The following is a 19129-nucleotide window of genomic DNA, read 5'->3' as shown; positions in this document are numbered from 1 at the left end:
CAAAACCTTACTGGCACGGCGCTAATTCTCAAACCCCGCTACCCATAGCCTCTTCATACTCGCTGGACAGTTCCAGCCATTTTTCCTCAGCCTTGGCAAGCTTTGAAACCACGTCCGCCCGTTCACGCACTTTCGCAGCCGCCTTGTCCGGGAACTTGTCGTACAGGTCCTGATCTTCAAGCTCCTTGTCCAGAGCCTGAATCTGCTTGTTAAGCTTGGCGGTCAAGGCCTCCATTTCATTGATCTTTTTCTTCAATGGGGCAAAGGCGGCGCGCTTGTCGGCGTTGGCTTTGCGCTGCTCGGCCTTGCTGCGGTTGTCCTCGCCATTGCCTTTGGCTTTTCCCTTGCCTTTGGAGCCGGAGACGACAATGTTGCGGTAATCTTCAAGGTCTCCATCAAAATTTGTCACGGTGCCGTTGTTAACCAGCCACAGCCGATCGGCAGTGGCTTCGATCAAATGCCGATCATGCGAAATCAGAATGACAGCGCCGGAATACTCGTTCAGCGCCTGTATCAGCGCATTGCGGCTGTCAATGTCCAGATGGTTGGTTGGCTCATCGAGGATCAGCAGGTTGGGCGCATCGAAAGCGGCGAGACCCATCAGCAGCCGGGCTTTTTCACCACCGGAGAGGTCGCGGGCAACCGTGTCCATCTTGGCTGTTGCCAGCCCCATCTGCGCCACGCGGGCACGCACCTTGCCTTCGGTTGCGCCGGGCATGCGGCGGCGCACATGCTCCACGGCATTCTGATCGGGGATCAAATCGTCCAACTGGTGCTGCGCGAAAAAGCCGATTTTCAAGCCGGGCGCAACCTGCAGCGAGCCGCCATTGGCCGGCGCAAGCTTGCCGGAAATCAGCTTGGCGAAGGTCGATTTACCGTTGCCGTTGGAGCCCAGAAGGGCGATGCGGTCATCGGTATCGATCCGCAGGGTCAAATCCTGCAGAATATGTTTGCCCGGCGTGTAGCCAACCGCTGCCTCATCAATGGCGATGATGGGGGATGCCGCTTCTTTCTCGGGATCGGGAAATTTGAAGCTCTGAACATGATCCTCAATAACGGACGACACCGTGCCCATACGCTCCAGCGCCTTCACGCGGCTTTGTGCCTGCCGGGCTTTCGATGCCTTGGCCTTGAACCGGTCGATAAAGGCCTGCAGATGCTTGCGGGCCGCATCGTTCTTGGCTTTGGCCTTGGTTTGCAGCTCATTGGCTTCGGCGCGTTGGCGCTCGAATTGATCATAGGAGCCGCGATAGAAGGTGAGTTTCTGCTGATCGAGATGCACAATGGCGTTGACCGCCGTGTTCAACAGGTCCCGGTCATGGCTGATGATAATGACCGTGTGAGGGTAGCGGCGGATATAGTCTTCCAGCCACAGCGTGCCTTCCAGATCGAGATAGTTGGTCGGCTCATCCAAAAGCAGCAGGTCCGGCTCTGAAAACAGCACGGCGGCCAGCGCCACGCGCATGCGCCACCCGCCGGAGAAGCTGGATGCGGGACGCTGCTGGGCTGCCTGATCAAAACCGAGACCGGCCAGAATGCTGGCGGCGCGGCTTTCGGCGGAATGCGCGCCGATATCGGACAGTCGCATCTGAATGTCGGCAATGCGATTGGGGTCGGTGGCTGTTTCAGCCTCCGCCATCAAGGCCTCGCGCTCCTTGTCGGCCTTCAGCACGATGTCGATCAACGGCTCTTCGGTGCCTGGGGCTTCCTGGGCCACCTGACCGATGCGCGCATTTTTCGGAATGGAAATCGATCCCATTTCCGAGGCGTAATCGCCGGTGATGATGCGAAACAGGGTGGATTTCCCCGCGCCGTTTTTGCCCACAAGACCGGCCTTGATGCCGCTTGGAAGCGCCACGCTGGCATCGTCGATCAACAGGCGCCCTGCTATGCGGGCCGAAAGTCCGGATATCGTAATCATGTCGGCGTTTTGGCGCAGCAGAGGCCGGAACGCAAGGGGTTAAACCGAATTTGGCCGCAGCCATTCCACGCCATCGGCCCGCACGAAGCTGATGAGATCAAGCGTGATGGATGGTTTGCCAAGAGCGGTCAGGATCATATGCGCCTGACCGCGATGATGGGTCTGGTGGTTGAAGACGTGTGTCAGCCCCGGCGCCAAAGGATGGGTGACGGGGATGGGCGACGTCATGGGGGTGTAGGTGACGTCAGCGGTTAGATCGGCCATGGTCAGGTTGGCGATCCAGTCGATGATGCGTGTGTCGAGCGCGCTGCGGGCGGCCTCAAGCTCGGTCAAGGTTGGGCAGAGGATAGTATCGAGCGAAGGCGGGGCATCCCCGACACCGGTAAAGCGCTTCAACCAGATCTGATCAGCCGCGAGAATATGATTGAGCGTGCCGTGCATGGAGCCGAAAAACGCACCCTTGTCCTCGCGGTATTCCGCTTCGCTTAAATGGCGGGCAGCGGCAGTGACACGGTTGTTGGCCCAGCGATTGTAGGCGGCAAGCATATTGAACTGGTTCAGCAAGGACAGGTCCCCTTCAATGAATGGAATTTCAGGCGTCAGTCAACGCAAACTTCCATGTCACCCCTTGTTTTGCAATGCTTTGCCGTCTATTCAACGCGTCCAATCATTGCATAACCTCTTAAGGATAAACCGATGGCGATTGAACGCACATTTTCGATGATCAAGCCAGACGCAACCAAGCGCAACCTCACTGGCGCAATCACCACCATGCTGGAAGATGCGGGCCTGCGTGTCGTCGCTTCCAAGCGCGTCTGGATGAGCCAGCGCGAAGCCGAAGGCTTCTACGCCGTTCACAAAGAGCGCCCTTTCTTCGGTGAACTGGTCGAATCCATGACATCCGGCCCAACGGTCGTTCAGGTTCTGGAAGGTGAAAACGCTATTCTCAAGAACCGCGAAATCATGGGTGCAACCAACCCTGCAAACGCTGACGAAGGCACGATCCGCAAAGTGCACGCCCTGTCCATCGGCGAAAACTCGGTTCACGGTTCGGATGCACCGGAAACAGCTGCTGTTGAAATCGCTTACTGGTTTGCCGGTACAGAAATCGTCGGTTGATACCAACCTGATTGTACACAGACGCCTCGCTTTTTAGCGGGGCGTTTTTATTTGCGGATTTTCAGGCCAAGCAGCCAGGCAATGCCAGCCAGAATAACCAGGCATCCGGCCAAAGCGAAGACCGGTATACCGAAAAGTTCCGGTCCTGCATTCATCAGTCCGGGTGCCAGTCCGAGCGCAAAGGCCGCGATGACCACAGACAAGGCAAGCCGCGTGGCGGCCCGCTCGATATGCTCCCCCAGACCATCCAGCCCCGTTACAGAAATATCCGCACCAATGCGCCCTTGCCGTAAACGGTAGAGCAGCAGCCGAAACAGGGCGGGCAAATCGGATGCCACGCCATGCAGATCAAGGGCCAGACGTTGCGCCTGTTGCTGCAACGCGTCCGGGTAAAAGCGGGCTCGCATAGCGTTCTCGACCAGAGGGCGGGCACTGGCAATCACATCGAAATCCGGATCGAGCCGTTTCATGACACCATCGGCGGTGATCAGGGCCTTAAACAGGATTGCGAGGTCGGCGGGCAGAACCAGACTGTTCTCACGCGCCAGCGCCATGAAGTCGGTGATGGCTTGGCCCAGATCAAGCCGCGCATGACCATGGCGGGCAATAAACGCCTGCGACGCATCCTCCAGTTTTGAAAAATCGACATGAGTGCCCCGCGACCAGTCCAGCAGCACGGCAGTGACCTGCTCGGCATTGGCCGCGACAATGGCGGCGACGAGGGACAGCAATTGCTGACGCCGTTTGTCGGAAATGCGCCCGACCATGCCGAAGTCGATAAAACCAATCCTGTTTCCCCGCAGCGCCAAGAGATTGCCCGGATGGGGATCGCCATGGAACAACCCGTCAATCAGCGCCATTTTCAGGAAAGCGCGAGAGCCACGTTCAGCCAATACCTTGCCGTCGAGCCCCCTCGCTTCCAGACGACCATCGCGGGCGGGTGCGGTTCCATCGATGAAATCCTGCACCAGCAAACGCTCGCCTGTATAGTCCCAGTAAATTTTTGGAAAAACGATATCGGGTTGATCGGCAAAATTGCGGGCGACGTCTTCGCAATTGCGACCCTCATGGGCCAGATCAAGCTCCTGCATGATCGCTTCGCCAACGTTGCGCAAGATAGCGCGGGGCTGATACGGTTGCAGTTCGGGCCAGGTCTTTTCTGCCAGCGTTGCGGCATGGGCCAGAAGGCGCAGATCGGCATCAACAATCTGCCGCAAGCCGCTGCGCCGCACCTTTACCACAACCGCCTCGCCGGTTTTCAGCCGGGCACGGTAGACCTGTGCGATGGATGCGGAGGCGAGGGGCTCACGGTCAAACTCCGCAAATACCGTTTCCGGTGCCGCACCAAGATCGGCTTCCACCTGCGCCTCGATATCGGCCCAAGGGATTGGCGGCACTTTGGCTTGAAGTTTTTCAAGCTCTTGTGTCAGGTCGGGTGGCAGCAAATCGGCCCGCGTCGATAAAATCTGCCCAAGCTTGATGAAGGTCGGTCCCAAGGCCTCAATGGCACGGCGAAGACGCTCCGCAAACGTCAGTGATTTCACATCGTCCGGCGTGCTGATGCCGGGAAGGGCGGTAATACCAAGCCTTTCGACAATATCCGCCAGCCCGAAGCGCACCAGAATGGTTGCAATATCGGACAGGCGTTTTCTATCACGCGCGGCAATGATCAATGTTTCCAGCATGCCTTACCCCGTGCGCCGACTATACCATGGGGCTCAACTTAGGGAAGGATACGCGCCGGTCAATCTTGTTTCCTGCCGCCTCGCTTATATATGTGGATGAGTATAGGGGATTGATATGGCTTTGTTTTCGTTTCTGCGTCGCCGGTTTTTGTCATTTCGCAAACAGGCTGTGGTGCTGTGGTATGCGTTTCGGGACCCGAGAACCCCGTTTCACCTGAAAATCGCCAGCCTTGCTGTCGGCCTTTACTTGATCAGCCCCATCGATCTCATACCGTTTACGGTGCCGTTTCTGGGTGTTGTCGATGATCTGGTGATCGTGCCGCTTGGGGTAGGGCTGATTGCAAAACGATTGCCCGACGGTGTTTATTCGGATGCAGGACGCAGGGCCGATCTTTGGGTGGCGCGCTATTTCAAGCGGCCATTGCTGACGGTTGCCATCATACTGACGACCCTGTTCGTGATATGGGCGGCGGGGATCGTGCTGCTCTATCGGATTCTTTTTAGCTGATTATCGCCAGCGGTCACGGGCCGTATCGTCGGCATCGCGCGCTGCCACCCAGTTGCCTGTCTCGCCGGTTGCGCTGTGCTCTTTTTTCCAGAAGGGCGCGGAGGTCTTGAGGTAATCCATCACGAAATTTGCCCCATCAAAGGCAGCTTGGCGGTGTGATGAAGCGGCAATGACCAGCACAATCTGGCCACCGGGCGGAATTTTCCCATAGCGATGAATGGCCGTCAGTCCCAAAAGACCAAAGCGTTCCATGGCCAATTGGGAAATTCGGATCATCTCCGCCTCTGCCATGCCGGGGTAATGCTCCAGTTCCAGAGCTGATAATGCACCGCCCTCGTCACGGCAAAGGCCGGTAAAGGCAACCAGCGCTCCGATGTCGCTCCGCCCTTGGGCAAGGGCGTGGGTTTCCGCATCTGCGTTAAAGTCCTCGGCCTGCACGCGCACGGTGATGCTCCGGGGCACGAAGCTCATGTCAGCCTCCGGTCATCGGCGGGAAAATTGCGATTTCACGCACGCCTGCCAGCTCCGCGTCATGCTCGCTGTGTTCCTGATCCAGCGCAACCCGGATCATGTCCGGCTGTTGAAGTGCTTCGGCATAGCCTTCGCCAAGCGATGGGAGATAGGCCAACAGGTCATGAACCGTCGTGACATATGGCGGCAGGTCCAGAACCTCTTCACCTTTGCCAATACGCTCGCGCACCCAGGCAAAATAGATCAGGTTGGTCGAGCTCATTCATTCACCACATGTTTCAAACCGGCGCGGAAATAATCATAGCCGGTGTACATGGTGAGGATGGCAGCAACCCAGAGCAGTGTAATGCCGATTTCGGTTGTGTATGGCAGCACCTTGTCGCCCGCAGGACCAGCCAACAGGAATGCGACAGCAAACATCTGTGCCGTGGTTTTCCACTTGGCAATGCGCGTCACCGGCACGCTGACTTTAAGCGCTGCCAAATATTCGCGCAGGCCCGACACCAAAATTTCCCGACACAGAATGATAATAGCAGCCCAGAGCGACCAGCCCGCAATCGTCTGTTCCGTGTCCGCGGCCATCAGCAAAAGCGCGGTCGACACCAGCAATTTATCAGCGATGGGGTCCAGCATACGGCCAATATTGGAGGTCTGGTTCCAGATGCGGGCCAGATAGCCATCGAAAAAGTCCGTTATCGACGCTACAATAAAGATACCCAATGCTGTCCAGCGGGCAAAGTCGCTCGACTGCAGCTTGCCCTCTACAAAGAAGCACAGCACAATCAACGGCACAGCGAGAATGCGGCCATAGGTCAGCAGATTGGGGATGTTGTAGGCGACGGCAGGCTTGGACATGGACTGTTTTCTCTGTTGTTTTCCGTAAGCATGATGTCTTCCCGGTCTTCAGGTCAACACTTGTTTGCGCAGTTTGGGTCTTATTTGCGACCCTCATCGTGGAAATGGTCGTAGACCAGACGAGCCACCGCCTGCGATATACCATCGACTGCCGCCAGATCGTTGAGGCCCGCGCGAGACACCGCCTTGGCGGTGCCGAAATGGTGCAGCAAAGCGCGTTTGCGCGTCGGCCCGACACCTGCGATCTCGTCCAGCGGGTTCTTGACCATCTCCTTTTTGCGCCGCGCGCGGTGGGAGCCAATCGCAAAGCGGTGGGCCTCATCGCGCATGCGCTGAACGAAATACAGCACCGGATCACGCGGCGGCAGCGAAAAACTGTCGCGTCCGGGCGCAAAAAACCGCTCGCGGCCTGCTTCACGGTCCACGCCCTTGGCAACGCCGATGGCAACAACGCTGTCGGTGATATCCAGCTCGTTCAAAATCGCGCGCACCGCAGTCATCTGACCCTGGCCACCGTCGATAAGGATCACATCCGGCCAGCTCGGAAACGCAGCGTCTTCACCGGCGTCTACAGTGCGGTCAGGCTTACCATCCTCTTTCAACAGGCGGGAGAAGCGACGGGTCATCACTTCCTTCATCATGCCGAAGTCGTCGCCGGGGGTAATGTCCGTCGATTTGATATTGAACTTGCGGTACTGCGCCTTCACGAAGCCTTCCGGCCCTGCAACCACCATACCGCCAACGGCATTGCTGCCCATCATGTGCGAGTTGTCGTAGATCTCGATGCGGCGCGGGACACGGTCCAGCGAGAAGGTCTTGGCGAAGCCCTCCAACAGACGGCCTTGCGAGGCGGTTTCCGCCAGTTTGCGGCCATGGGCCTCGCGCGCATTGGAAACGACGTGACCGACCAGATCCTTTTTCTCGCCGCGTTGGGGCACGAGAATGGACACCCGATAGTCGGATTTTTCGCTAAGGGCTTCGGCCAGCAGCGTCTGCTCCTCGAGCGGTTCGCTCAACAGAATCTGGCGGGGGCAGGGCTTGTCGTCGTAGAATTGCGCCAGAAACGCGTTCAGCACATCCGCTGGCGACAGGGAAGGGTCGGCTTTCGGGAAATAGGCCCGGTTGCCCCAGTTCTGCCCGGTGCGGAAGAAAAACACCTGGATGCAGGAAATGCCGCCTTCGTGGTGAATGGCAAACACATCCGCCTCATCCACGCCTGCCGGGTTGATGCCCTGATGAGCCTGCACATGGCTAAGCGCTGCCAGCCGGTCGCGATAGATCGCCGCCCGTTCAAAATCCATCTCTTCCGAGGCCTCGCTCATGGCGCGGGCAATGGTCGTTTTGACGGTCTGGCTCTTGCCGGACAGAAAATCCTGCGCTTCCGTGACAAGTTCCGCATAACCTGCATCGCTGATTTCATGCGTGCAGGGGGCGGAACATCGCTTGATCTGATGCAGCAGACAGGGCCGGGTGCGTGACTCGAAAACACTGTCGGTGCAAGTGCGCAGGAGAAAAGCGCGCTGGAGCGAATTGATGGTACGGCCCACGGCACCTGCCGAGGCGAACGGCCCGAAATACGCACCCTTTCGGCTGCGTGCGCCACGATGCTTGTAAATGGCGGGGGCGCGATGATCGCCGGTGACCAGAATATACGGAAACGACTTGTCATCACGCAACAGCACGTTGAAGCGGGGGCGCAGCCGCTTGATCAAGTTGGCTTCCAGTAGCAGCGCTTCGGTTTCCGTGCGCGTCGTCACAAATTCCATATGCGCGGTTTCGCGGATCATCCGCACAATGCGGTTGGAATGCCCGCGTCCCTGCGCATAGTTGGAAACGCGTTTTTTCAGCGAGCGTGCCTTGCCCACATACAGCACATCCCCCGCCTCGTTGAACATGCGGTACACGCCGGGACTGTTGGGCAGATGTTTGACAAAGGCCTTAATGAGCTCGGCACCGCGCAGCGTGTTGTCCACCGCGCCGGTCTCGGCCCATTCGATATCCAGCGACGGACGCGCAGCCTCCCCGGCACCGACGATGGCGTCATCGTCGTCCGTGTCATTGTCATCGTAGAGAATGCCGCCATCGATTGGCGTGCGTTCACTCATTCCAAAATCTCCCTGATATCAGGCGTCTCCCAGGCAAGGTGCTGCCCTCCGTCCAGCGCAATCATTTGGCCGGTAATCGCGGGCGTGTCGAACAAAAAGCGAATGGTTCGCCCGAAATCCTCAAGTTTTGGTCCGTCTTTCAAAATCAACCCATCGATCTGCGCCAGAAAATCCTCTTGATTCTGGCGTTCATTCGGCAGCGTCGGACCCGGACCAATCGCATTGACCCGGATATCGGGGGCCAAACCCTGCGCCATCGTCTGCGTCGCCATCCACAACGCCGCCTTAGACAGCATATAAGAATAAAAACGCGGATTTGGAGCCCAGACCCGCTGATCAATGATATTCACGATCAACCCGGTGCAGCCTTGTGGCCGTTGCGCGGCAAAATCACGGGCGAGAAGGGAGGGCGCTTTGACATGGACGGCAAAGTGCTCGTCCCATGCTGCATCGTCAAAGTCGGTAATGCTGTCCTTTTTGAACACCGATGCGTTGTTGACCAGCAGTCCAATCGGGCCAATGGCGGCGTTGGCCTTGGCTATCAGGGTCTGGACTGCGACCGCATCTCTCAAATCCGCCTGGATAGCAGTGGCGGTCACGCCATCCGCCCGCAGCGTCGTCACAAGTGCCTCTGCCTGCGTGAGCGAGGTGTTGGTATGGATTGCCACAGCAAATCCTGCGGCGGCCAGATCGCGTGTGATGGCCTCGCCGATGCGCTTTGCGCCGCCGGTGATCAATGCTGTCATGAGAGGTGTTTTCACGCCGATCTGCCTGATTCTGATTCGCGTTCAAGTGTTGCGGCACTATAGCTAAAACAGCGTCATGCGAACATGCGCTCCACCAAATCCTTTCGCAAACGTTAACGTCAAGTAGAGAATTTAATTAATCTTGGGCTGAAAATGTTCATTCTTTGAATACTGTAATTTATAGTTAATAAAATGCCTGTTGCGGTGCAGCAACATCCAAATCTGGACATGCTGGTGCCATAATCAATTCACATTTCGGCTCTTGAGTTTCCGCAATTTATCGTCATTTTCACCTCAACCGGGCGGGTTAATTAGAATTCTCCGGTGTTCTAACAGAGGTCTTGAGACCAGAGCATCGGCTCGATAAGGAGATTTATAATGCGTATCATCACCACTCTTTTGGCATCTGCAGTCGCCGCTCTCTCGTTCACGGCAGCACAGGCTGCGGACGCCGTCATGGACGTTCCAGCTGCGCCAGCCGCTGACTATGCTGCACCAGCCGCAAACTGGGCCGGCGCCTATGCCGGTGCGAACCTCACCTACCAGAAGGGTGAAAACGACGTTACGGGCAACGCCAACTCCGACGGTCTCGGCGGTTCGGCGTTCGCCGGTTACAACCTGCAGAACGGCCAGCTGGTATACGGTGTTGAAGGCGACATCGGTTACTCCGGCGTTGACTCCGCTCGTGGCCGCTACACGGCTGAGCAGGGCGTAAACGGTTCGGTTCGTGGTCGCGTCGGTGTAGATCTGAATCCAGTTCTCGTCTACGGCACAGGCGGTGTGGCCATCGGCAACACCAAGGTTCTGGACCAGACATCGTCCGACAAGCAGACGGGTATTGGCTGGACAGCCGGTGCCGGTGTTGAAGGCTTCGTCACAGACCGCATCACCGCACGCGCTGAATACCGCTACACGGACTACGGTCGCGAAACCTACAACCTGGACTCGGGCAAGGTTTCGTCGGGCTATGACGATCACAGCGTTCGCGTTGGTATGGGCGTAAAGTTCTAATACAAGAGCTGTTATGACAGTTGAAAAAGCCGGGGCAAAACCCCGGCTTTTTTGTATCCGCATCGTTAGAGCATAATCCGACCGGAGCGAAGCGAGGATCGAAAAGATTATGCTTACAAATAAATGACTTAGAGCACTGATCTGATTCAATTAGATCGAATAGCGCTCTAGGAACGGAACAGCGCCACGTCGGGAAAGGCCTGGGCAAAGGTTTCGCGCCAGTCCACCAATCGCTGCCGCCCGTCCTGCCACTGGCCTTCAAAGCGTAGGTCCAGATAGCGCAAAGCCGCAGCCAGCGCGAAATGACCGGCGTGCAGATTAGGCCCCGTCTGCGGGACATGCGCTTCAAGATGATCCAGCGCGCGAACCACCTTCTGCCACTGGCGGTCCATGGCCGGTTGGTGCTGCTTGTCCTCAGGCCGCGTCCGTTTCTCATAAACAATGGCAAGAAGACTGTCGCAGATGCCATCGCAGAGCGCTTCCAGCACTTCAACATCCGTGCAGTGGCGGGCATCCTGCGGGTAGAGCGTTCCGCCGGTTTCCCGGTCGATAAAATGCATGATGGAACGGCTGTCGAAAATCGATCGGCCATCATCTGTTTCCAGCGTTGGAATTTTGCCAAGCGGATTGTTGGCGATGAGGTCTGCCGGATCTGTGGCGGTATCGCTTAGAACAGCCTCCAGCTTCAATCCGGCGAAGTGCGCAGCCATGCGGACCTTGGCAGAGTAGGGGGAGGCGGGTGAGTAGTAAAGTTTCATGTTCGCTCTTTCAGGCAGGTGGCACGGTAATGGACGAGGACTTGCAACTGCGCCGATCAACCTCCGCGCAATCACGAAACTGCAGCGTTTTTGTCAGGCAAATCCGGATTTCCTCAATCTGCCGCCTTTCGCAGGTGACGGCAATCCCGCGACCGGTCATGCCAGTATTGGTGCGAACAAACGCGTTTTCCAATGCATCGATGCTTTGCGGGGACCCATTGGCAACCATGGGCGGCAGAGTGACGCGGTCCGCAGCGGCGCGAACGGTGGCGAAATAGTCTTGCTGACTGAGCCCCGAACAGGTGCCATGCTTGCGCCACTGGTGGCCAATCAGGCCCATGGATGGGAACAAATCAAACAGCGCGGTCCCCAACTCTTCCGGTACGCGCTCGAGATCAGTGCTTTTGCAGTATTCAGGATAGCCGCGTTCGTTTTGCGGCCACAGACCGTGCAGAACGAAGCCTTTTTCCGTGCGGCATTGGCGCGAGCGTTTTGCCTGATCATTGCGCGCGCACCAGCTGGGCGACCAGGATAATGACAGCACGTAGAAATCGAACCCGGTCCCGACGGGCAGGGTCTGCCCCGTCGGTGCGGCGTTCGGCGTGTCGGTTTTCGCAGCCTGATCCGAACACCCGGCGAGGGTGAGGAAAGCAAGAACAGCCACCGAAAACCGTGTGCGGATTATTTCAGCGATGCGCAATCCGCACCGTAGACGAACCATGGATCCAGACCGCTGACGCAGAACTCCACGCTTTTGCCGACACCGGCAAAGCCCCATGGGCGTTCAATCAGATACCAGAGTGGGCGCTTCACGCCATCGGTCGTATAGACCCGTGCCTCGCAATATTCGCGCCCGACAAGCTGCATCTCGGACCGGGGAATAACCCGACCGGGGCGAACCTCACCAATCTGAGCGATGGCAATGGGCTGCTCGAGATAACGACGGGCGCGATCATCGAAGCGGCTGGTGATGGAGGCGAGGATTGAGGTGTTGGCGCAGATGCTATCAACGGGTGCCGCATACGGCCCGGAGCCGATAGGGTCTGCCGCCTGAACAGGCAGGGCCGGGATACAGGCCGCAAGCATCAGCGCGGCAGTCAAAAGTTTCTTCACGGTCATCTCCGCATGATTTGGTTACATTACAGCGCCGCGCGTCATGAAGCGCAAAGGACGCTGTAGCACTTTAAAAATCTGCATAATTTTATCCTTAAATCGATTCCGATTTCAGGAATTATGCAGTAGTCTGACCCCGGATAGAGCCGAGGGTCAAGCGGATTCCTGCTCACCCCGTAGCCAGAACGAGCGAGCGGATGCGAAGCGGTCCTGCGCCAGCCGTTCTTTCAGGAATGGCAGCAGACGTTCCAGATCCGCCTTCAGGGTAAAGGGCGGGTTCACAATAATGAGGCCGGACCCCGTCAACCCCGTGGTTTCACGGTCACTGCGCACCGACAATTCGGCACACAGCATCTTCGGAATGTCCAAAGCTTTCAGCTTCTCGTGGAAATCTGCGACTGGTGCGGCTTTTTTCAAGGGGTACCACAGGCAGAAGGTGCCGGTGGAAAATCGACGATAGCCCTGTTTCAGGCCCTCCACCAACCGGTCAAACTCACCCTCGATTTCAAAGGGTGGATCGACCAGAACCACACCGCGCTTCTCCTTCGGCGGTAGATGCCCGCCAAGCGCCAGCCATCCATCCAGCAGTGTAATGCGGCTCTGATAATCGCCATCAAACAGCATGTGCAGAGTTTCGTGGTCTGCCGGATGCAGTTCCATGGCTGACAGCCGGTCTTGCGGGCGAAACAGCATACGTGCCAGCTTGGGCGAACCGGGATACTGTGTCACGCCGCCATCCGGGTTCAGTTCGCGGACGCAGTCGAGATAGGGAGACAGAAGTTCGGCCACCTGCGACGGCATCTGTGCATCCATCAGGCGGCCAATGCCCTGCTGCCACTCGCCGGTCTTCTGCGCCTCATCGCTTGCCAGATCGTAAAGACCAATTCCGGCATGGGTATCCAGCAGGCGAAAGGCTTTGTCCTTCTGCTTCATGTAGGTCACAATACGGGCCAGCACGGCGTGTTTCAAAACATCGGCGAAATTACCGGCGTGGTAGATGTGACGATAGTTCATAACATTGCCTGATCTGTCAGATGAATTGTTGGAATGAGGCCGGATTTTACTTCTGGCCTGCATCCGGATCGAATATAGAAAACCTATGACCCTTGCGACCCCTATCGTTACGAATAATCCCGCTGCAACCCGTGTCCATCACACAGTCTGTCCGCATGACTGTCCCTCAGCCTGCGCGCTCGACATCGATATCGGAGCAGACGGGCGGATAGGACGCGTGCGTGGCAGTGCCGATAACACCTATACGGCAGGGGTTATTTGCGCGAAGGTCGCGCGCTATGCCGAGCGGCTGTATCACCCAGACCGTCTGCTGACGCCCCGCCGCCGGATTGGCCGCAAAGGCGACGGCGCTTGGCAGGAGATTGGCTGGGACGACGCGCTCGACGAAATCGCCAACGCGTTTTTAAAGGCCGAGCAGAGTTTTGGCACCGAGGCTGTCTGGCCGTATTTCTATGCGGGCACGATGGGGCAGGTGCAGCGCGATTCGATTGAGCGATTGCGCCATGCCAAGCGCTACTCCGGCTTTTTTGATTCGATCTGTACCAATCTGGCATGGACGGGATACACAATGGCGACCGGTGCCCTGCGCGGCCCCGATCCACGGGAGATAAGCCAATCAGACTGCGTGGTGATCTGGGGCACGAATGCCGTTGCAACGCAGGTCAATGTTATGACCCACGCGATCAAGGCGCGCAAAGCGCGGGGCGCGAAAATTGTCGTGATCGATATCTACGATAACGCAACGGCCAAACAGGCCGATCTGGCTCTGATCCTGAAACCCGGCACGGATGCGGCACTGGCCTGCGCTGCCATGCACATTGCATTCCGGGATGGGTACGCGGACCGTGCCTATATGGCGCGTCACGCCGACGACCCCGCCGGGCTGGAGGCGCATCTGGCAAGCCGCACGCCCGCCTGGGCGGCGGCGATAACCGGGCTTTCGGTGGACGAAATCGAAGCCTTCGCACGGTTGATCGGCACGACCAAGAAGACCTTTTTCCGCTTGGGGTATGGGTTCACCCGCCAGCGAAACGGAGCGGTAGCAATCCATGCCGCAACGTCCATTTCGACCGTGCTCGGCTCCTGGCAGTATGAGGGCGGCGGGGCGTTTCACTCCAACAGCGGTATTTTCAATCTCGACAAGCGCGCCCTGATGGGCACGGCGCTGGAAGACCCGTCCGTGCGGCTGCTGGATCAATCACAGATCGGACGCGTGCTGACCGGTGATCCTGAAGCGCTGCGCTATCGTGGGCCGGTGACGGCGATGTTGATACAAAATACCAATCCGGTGAATGTCGCGCCGGAGCAGCGGCTGGTTAAAGCCGGTTTTCTGCGCTCAGATTTATTCACCGCGGTTCACGAGCAGTTCATGACCGATACGGCCAAGCTGGCCGATATCGTTCTGCCAGCCACCATGTTCGTGGAGCATGACGATCTCTATCGGGGTGGGGGTCATCAGCATATTCTGCTTGGGCCGAAGCTGGTGGAGCCACCAACGACCGTGCGCACCAACCTGTTTGTCATCGAGGAACTGGCCAAGCGGTTGGGCGTGGCAGATCGGCCGGGCTTCGGCCTGACGGAACGCCAGCATATCGACCAGATGATGACCGGCTATCAGATCGGTTATGACGCGCTTGCCGACGAGAAGTGGCTGGATGTGCAGCCGGATTTCGAGACCGCCCATTACATTCGCGGCTTTGCCCATGCGGATGGCAAGTTCCGGTTCCGGCCCGACTGGACCGGAACGCCCGGACCCAACCGTCCGCCGGAAGCGCTGGGCCCGATGGGTCCGCACCACGCGCTGCCGGAATTCCCTGACCATGTCGACCTGATCGAAGTGGCGGATGCGGAGCATCCGTTCCGGCTCGCCACATCGCCCAGTCGCTCGTTTTTGAACTCCACCTTTGCCGAGACGCCATCGTCGGTTCGGAAGGAGGGACGTCCGGAGGTCATGATCCATCCAGACGATGCGCTGGCCTTGAATGCGCGGGATGGTGATATCTTGAGGATTGGAAACCGGCGCGGCGATCTGCGATTGCACGCCAGGATTGGCGGTGGCGCGCGCCGGGGGGTGCTGGTGGCCGAAGGGCTGTGGCCAAATGGTGCGCATCTGGATGGTGAAGGCGTCAACGTGCTGACCGGCGCGGACGCGGCTGCACCCTACGGCGGTGCCGCTTTTCACGACAACAAGGTCTGGGCCAAATTGGAAAACGCATGAGCAAATTTGTAGACACCAAAGTTGAGACGCTGCGCGAAAAGACGCTTTGGAAGGGTTGGTCACGCCTAAGAGAGGTGGTGCTTGGCTACACATCCGGGCCGGAAACCGTTGAGCTGAAGCGTGAAATCTTTGAGCGAGATGATGGCGCGACAATCCTGCTCTACAATGCGGAGCTTGGTTCCGTGGTTCTGGTTCGCCAGTTTCGCACGCCTGCTTTCGTCAACAACGAGCCCGCCTTTCTGTTGGAATGCCCGGCAGGGCTGCTGGATGGTGAAGATGCCGAGGTCGCCATCAAGCGTGAAGTGCTGGAGGAGACCGGCTACCGCGTGGGCGCGGTTGAGTTCCTGTTTCAAGCTTATCCCGATCCCGGTGCCGTTCTCGACAAGCTGTCGTTTTTTATTGGCCGCATCACCGCGTCAGATCGTGTAGAGGAAGGCGGCGGGCTGGATAGCGAGCACGAGGATATTGAAGTGGTGCAGATGCCGCTCGAGGCGGCCTATGCGCTGATCGCCAGCGGCGACATCCGGGATGCCAAGACAATCATCCTGCTGCAATGGGCTATGCTAAACAAAGATCGTATCGGGTTTTAAAACCGGGTTTTGATGCCGAGACCGATCGAGAGGGAATCGAAGCTGCCGCCTGCGGCGTCCGTTGCTGTCTCGGACAGGCCGGTCGGGGTGTGCCGCACGGTGGTATCGCCACGCTTGAATTTGGTTTTCTCGATCTTACCGGACAGATAGAGGGAGCTGCTGGCGGTCAGATCGTATCCAAGGTCCAGATTGGCCCCCAACATGGGCGATACGCCGAATGTTCTATCATAGCGCAGACTCCGCAACCAATGATCGTCTTCGTCTTTCAGCTTCACGGTTCCACCGGCCTTGAGTCCTGCCGACAGTGTCCAGTTGTCCCATTTCTGGCTACCGTTGAGTGAAGCGTAGAGGACCGGGATTTTGTGGCGATAGGTGATCCCGGCCTCACTTGGATTGAATGATCCTTGCCGGTCCCGGAACCCTTCATAGCTGTAAATATAGCTCCCTCCATAGGCTGTCCATTTCACATCCGTATATTGTGCACCAATCCCGGCACTAAGCGATGTGCCGCCGTTTTCAACCAGTTTTTTGTTCAACTCGATGGAGCCACCATAGTAGTGGTCCAGCCGTGTATCGGGATGAATCGAACGGTGGCTCCAACCGCTTTTGGATCCGTTTTGATAGAATGGCTCAACCCAATCGTAATCAACCATTTCGCCATCGCGGCTCAGGCCCTTTTTACCGGACACGGACACGGTCCAATCAGGCGCAACGTCGATGGCGAGGGTTCCTCTCAAGACCATCAGGTTCTCGGATTTCCAGTCCAGATGGCTGATTTTCCGCCCGTCCTGAAAGACCGTCCCTTTCGCTTCGATGGTCTCGATGCCAGTTTCAACCGAAACCGTTACCGGCATTGAAGACCTGAAATCTGCGGCGAGCGCCGAGCCGGATAACAGTGTGGTCCATGTCAGGACAAAAAGCCGATGGTTCATAATGCACGCCTTGGTGGGGTTCGCTCTTGAACACATTATCGGCAAGCATGGTAAAAAATGTATTACTTAAACAATAATATTTAAATCGACAGCAGCAAGTCGTCCTTGAAGGGCGCAACGGCGCCGCCGCCAGCAAACTGTTTCAAAGCCTTCCCATATAGCGCATGTTCGGCTACCAGCACGCGTGCGGCCAAGCTGTCCGCCGTATCTCCTGCAATAACAGGCACGGCTGCTTGCGCCAGTATCGGGCCTTCGTCCATACCTTCGGTAACGATATGAACGGTGCATCCTGCGACCTTCATGCCCGCATCCAATGCGCGTTGATGCGTATGCAAACCGGCAAACAACGGCAAAAGCGACGGGTGAATATTTAAAATCCGACCTTCATAGCGGCGGATAAAGGCACCGGACAGCAACCGCATATAGCCAGCCAAGCAGATGATATCGGGAGACAAGCGATAGAGCGCCGAGAGGATTGCAGCCTCATGCGCATCCTTGCTGGCATAATCACGACGGGCAAAGACTGAGGTTGCGATGCCCAAAGCCTCCGCCTTCGCCAGTCCACCGGCGTCCGGGCGGTCGGAAACGACCCCTACAACCTCAACCGGAAAATCCGGTTGCTGACTGGCCGCAATCAACGCCGCCATATTGGAGCCGCTACCGGAAATAAAGATAACGACCCGCTTGTTATCTATTCCTGCACTCATAGAGCAAGCGTACCTGAATAGATCGTACCGGGCGCGCCGTCTTCCCGCGCAACCATGCGGCCGAGCGTAAACACCGTTTCGCCTTCGTCGGTGAGCGCAGCCGCTACGCGTTCAGCGTCTTCTGCGGCAACAACGACAATCATGCCCACACCGCAATTGAATGTGCGCAGCATCTCATGGGGCTCAACGCCGCCCGTCTTCGCCAGCCACGAAAACACCTTTGGTGCCTGGATGGAGCCGAGATCGATATCAGCAGCCAGATGTTTTGGCAGCACGCGCGGAATATTTTCAGGAAACCCGCCGCCGGTGATATGCGCCAAAGCCTTGATTGCCCCGGTCTCCCGGATCACCTTCAACAGCGGCTTCACGTAGATCCGCGTGGGCGTCATCAAGGCTTCGCCCAATGTTTTGCCGTCGGCAAAGGGGGCAGGGGCGTCCCAGGAAAGGCCGGAGAGTTCAACGATCCGGCGCACCAGCGAATAGCCATTGGAGTGCACACCCGAAGATGCCAGACCCAGAATGACATCGCCTTCGCCAATATCGCCAGCGGGCAGCAATTGGCCGCGTTCGGCAGCGCCGACGGCAAAGCCTGCCAGATCGTAATCACCACCGGCATACATGCCGGGCATTTCGGCGGTTTCGCCACCAATCAGTGCGCAGCCCGCCTCCCGGCAGCCAGCGGCAATGCCGCCGACGATGGCCGCGCCTTGATCGGGGTCAAGTTTGCCGGTGGCAAAATAATCGAGAAAGAACAGCGGCTCCGCGCCCTGCACCACGAGATCGTTCACGCACATGGCAACAAGGTCTATACCGACGGTATCATTCCGGTTGGCATCGATGGCGATCTTGAGCTTGGTGCCGACGCCGTCATTGGCGGCCACCAGAACGGGATCGGTAAAGCCTGCCGCTTTCAGGTCGAACAGGCCGCCGAACCCGCCGATTTCACCATCAGCACCGGGACGGCGTGTGGAGCGGACGGCGGGCTTGATCTTTTCCACCAGCAGATTGCCAGCATCGATATCGACACCTGCATCGCTATAGGTCATTCCGTTTTTGCCCGGTTGGGTCATGTCGCCACCCCGATGGTTCACGCGTTGCATCTGTTGCGCCGCATTGACATGAAGGGGCTTGTGGCGCAAGGCTTTCACGGGTCCTGCCATGCTTTTTACACGTTTTTCATGGTAAGCTTACACATGGTAGACCTGAAACACCCACAACGTGGTTCCCATTGGGGATATCCGGTATAACCTGCTTTGTACGGCTCAGTTCCCGGTCGCAGGCCCGGTTGCAGGGTTGACCAGCCTTCAAGCGCCGTCCTATCTGCGCATCGGGCCATATACGACCGTGTAAGCCTGAATGTGACTTCGAGAATGGAA

The 19129-nt window shown here is 57.7% G+C and carries 20 protein-coding genes; 5 read left to right on the top strand and 15 right to left on the bottom strand.

The features are described from left to right. Positions 1 to 28 precede the first annotated feature (28 nt). Entirely contained in the window at positions 29 to 1921 is a 1893-nt protein-coding gene (locus tag IFT84_RS00765; protein ID WP_192116741.1) for an ABC-F family ATP-binding cassette domain-containing protein, read from the bottom strand. A 39-nt stretch (positions 1922 to 1960) separates the two neighbouring features. Continuing rightward, entirely contained in the window at positions 1961 to 2485 is a 525-nt protein-coding gene (locus IFT84_RS00760; protein ID WP_192116740.1) for a DinB family protein, read from the bottom strand. A gap of 132 nt (positions 2486 to 2617) precedes the next feature. On the opposite strand from IFT84_RS00760, the gene ndk reads away from it, so the two are divergent. Next, on the top strand, positions 2618 to 3040 hold the full coding sequence (ndk, locus tag IFT84_RS00755; protein ID WP_192116739.1) for a nucleoside-diphosphate kinase: 423 nt from the start codon (positions 2618 to 2620) through the stop codon (positions 3038 to 3040). 47 nt (positions 3041 to 3087) lie between these two features. Here ndk and IFT84_RS00750 read toward each other — a convergent pair whose 3' ends face one another. After that, entirely contained in the window at positions 3088 to 4725 is a 1638-nt protein-coding gene (locus IFT84_RS00750; protein WP_192116738.1) for an ABC1 kinase family protein, read from the bottom strand. A gap of 115 nt (positions 4726 to 4840) precedes the next feature. Here IFT84_RS00750 and IFT84_RS00745 point away from each other — a divergent pair, with 115 nt between their 5' ends. Next, the gene (locus tag IFT84_RS00745) at positions 4841 to 5233 is read left to right on the top strand and encodes a YkvA family protein (RefSeq protein WP_192116737.1); all 393 of its coding nucleotides are present in this window, start codon (positions 4841 to 4843) and stop codon (positions 5231 to 5233) included. Here IFT84_RS00745 and IFT84_RS00740 read toward each other — a convergent pair whose 3' ends face one another. The 5 genes from IFT84_RS00740 to IFT84_RS00720 all read right to left on the bottom strand — a co-directional run bounded on the left by IFT84_RS00740 (position 5234) and on the right by IFT84_RS00720 (position 9425). Continuing rightward, positions 5234 to 5704 (bottom strand): molybdenum cofactor biosynthesis protein MoaE, encoded by a 471-nt coding sequence (locus IFT84_RS00740; RefSeq protein ID WP_192116736.1) that lies wholly within the window; start codon positions 5702 to 5704, stop codon positions 5234 to 5236. A 1-nt stretch (position 5705) separates the two neighbouring features. After that, positions 5706 to 5966 carry a molybdopterin converting factor subunit 1 gene (moaD, locus tag IFT84_RS00735; RefSeq protein ID WP_192116735.1) on the bottom strand — a complete coding sequence of 87 codons (261 nt, stop codon included), beginning with the start codon at positions 5964 to 5966 and terminating at the stop codon, positions 5706 to 5708. Then, on the bottom strand, positions 5963 to 6559 hold the full coding sequence (gene pgsA / locus IFT84_RS00730; RefSeq protein WP_192116734.1) for a CDP-diacylglycerol--glycerol-3-phosphate 3-phosphatidyltransferase: 597 nt from the start codon (positions 6557 to 6559) through the stop codon (positions 5963 to 5965). The genes moaD and pgsA overlap by 4 nt, the downstream gene beginning before the upstream one ends. A gap of 80 nt (positions 6560 to 6639) precedes the next feature. Then, on the bottom strand, positions 6640 to 8664 hold the full coding sequence (uvrC, locus tag IFT84_RS00725) for an excinuclease ABC subunit UvrC (RefSeq protein ID WP_192116733.1): 2025 nt from the start codon (positions 8662 to 8664) through the stop codon (positions 6640 to 6642). Next, complete coding sequence (locus IFT84_RS00720) at positions 8661 to 9425, bottom strand: SDR family oxidoreductase (RefSeq protein ID WP_446737554.1); 765 nt, start codon at positions 9423 to 9425, stop codon at positions 8661 to 8663. Before IFT84_RS00720 ends, uvrC begins: the two co-directional genes overlap by 4 nt. 363 nt (positions 9426 to 9788) lie before the next feature. Here IFT84_RS00720 and IFT84_RS00715 point away from each other — a divergent pair, with 363 nt between their 5' ends. Further along, positions 9789 to 10421: an outer membrane protein gene (locus tag IFT84_RS00715; protein WP_192116732.1), complete on the top strand. Its 633-nt coding sequence runs from the start codon at positions 9789 to 9791 to the stop codon at positions 10419 to 10421. A gap of 167 nt (positions 10422 to 10588) precedes the next feature. Here IFT84_RS00715 and IFT84_RS00710 read toward each other — a convergent pair whose 3' ends face one another. The 4 genes from IFT84_RS00710 to IFT84_RS00695 all read right to left on the bottom strand — a co-directional run bounded on the left by IFT84_RS00710 (position 10589) and on the right by IFT84_RS00695 (position 13306). Continuing rightward, positions 10589 to 11179, bottom strand: a complete 591-nt coding sequence (locus IFT84_RS00710; RefSeq protein ID WP_192116731.1) for a glutathione S-transferase — start codon at positions 11177 to 11179, stop codon at positions 10589 to 10591. Positions 11180 to 11189: 10 nt separating this feature from the next. After that, complete coding sequence (locus IFT84_RS00705) at positions 11190 to 11843, bottom strand: ribonuclease T2 family protein (protein WP_342212816.1); 654 nt, start codon at positions 11841 to 11843, stop codon at positions 11190 to 11192. 17 nt (positions 11844 to 11860) lie between these two features. After that, on the bottom strand, positions 11861 to 12298 hold the full coding sequence (locus IFT84_RS00700; protein WP_192116729.1) for a hypothetical protein: 438 nt from the start codon (positions 12296 to 12298) through the stop codon (positions 11861 to 11863). 147 nt (positions 12299 to 12445) lie between these two features. Further along, positions 12446 to 13306, bottom strand: coding sequence for a 23S rRNA (adenine(2030)-N(6))-methyltransferase RlmJ (locus IFT84_RS00695; RefSeq protein WP_192116728.1), 861 nt, complete (start codon positions 13304 to 13306; stop codon positions 12446 to 12448). Positions 13307 to 13373: 67 nt separating this feature from the next. On the opposite strand from IFT84_RS00695, the gene IFT84_RS00690 reads away from it, so the two are divergent. Beyond that, on the top strand, positions 13374 to 15524 hold the full coding sequence (locus IFT84_RS00690; protein ID WP_446737568.1) for a molybdopterin-containing oxidoreductase family protein: 2151 nt from the start codon (positions 13374 to 13376) through the stop codon (positions 15522 to 15524). Continuing rightward, positions 15521 to 16114 (top strand): NUDIX domain-containing protein, encoded by a 594-nt coding sequence (locus tag IFT84_RS00685; protein ID WP_192116726.1) that lies wholly within the window; start codon positions 15521 to 15523, stop codon positions 16112 to 16114. Before IFT84_RS00690 ends, IFT84_RS00685 begins: the two co-directional genes overlap by 4 nt. Here the strand turns inward: IFT84_RS00685 and IFT84_RS00680 are convergent. From IFT84_RS00680 to purM, 3 genes are all read right to left on the bottom strand, one after another. Further along, entirely contained in the window at positions 16111 to 17046 is a 936-nt protein-coding gene (locus IFT84_RS00680) for an omptin family outer membrane protease (protein ID WP_192116725.1), read from the bottom strand. The genes IFT84_RS00685 and IFT84_RS00680 overlap by 4 nt on opposite strands. A gap of 80 nt (positions 17047 to 17126) precedes the next feature. Further along, positions 17127 to 17741: a phosphoribosylglycinamide formyltransferase gene (gene purN / locus IFT84_RS00675; protein ID WP_192117539.1), complete on the bottom strand. Its 615-nt coding sequence runs from the start codon at positions 17739 to 17741 to the stop codon at positions 17127 to 17129. A gap of 8 nt (positions 17742 to 17749) precedes the next feature. Then, positions 17750 to 18823, bottom strand: coding sequence for a phosphoribosylformylglycinamidine cyclo-ligase (purM, locus tag IFT84_RS00670; protein ID WP_192117538.1), 1074 nt, complete (start codon positions 18821 to 18823; stop codon positions 17750 to 17752). Between the last annotated feature and the right edge of the window lie 306 nt (positions 18824 to 19129).

Origin of the sequence: Rhizobium sp. CFBP 8762, from assembly GCF_014841565.1 — a bacterium.
In the GTDB taxonomy this organism is placed as follows: Bacteria; Pseudomonadota; Alphaproteobacteria; order Rhizobiales; family Rhizobiaceae; genus CFBP-8762.
Note: the sequence above shows the minus strand (reverse complement) of the source record. Positions and strands in the feature narration are given on the sequence as shown.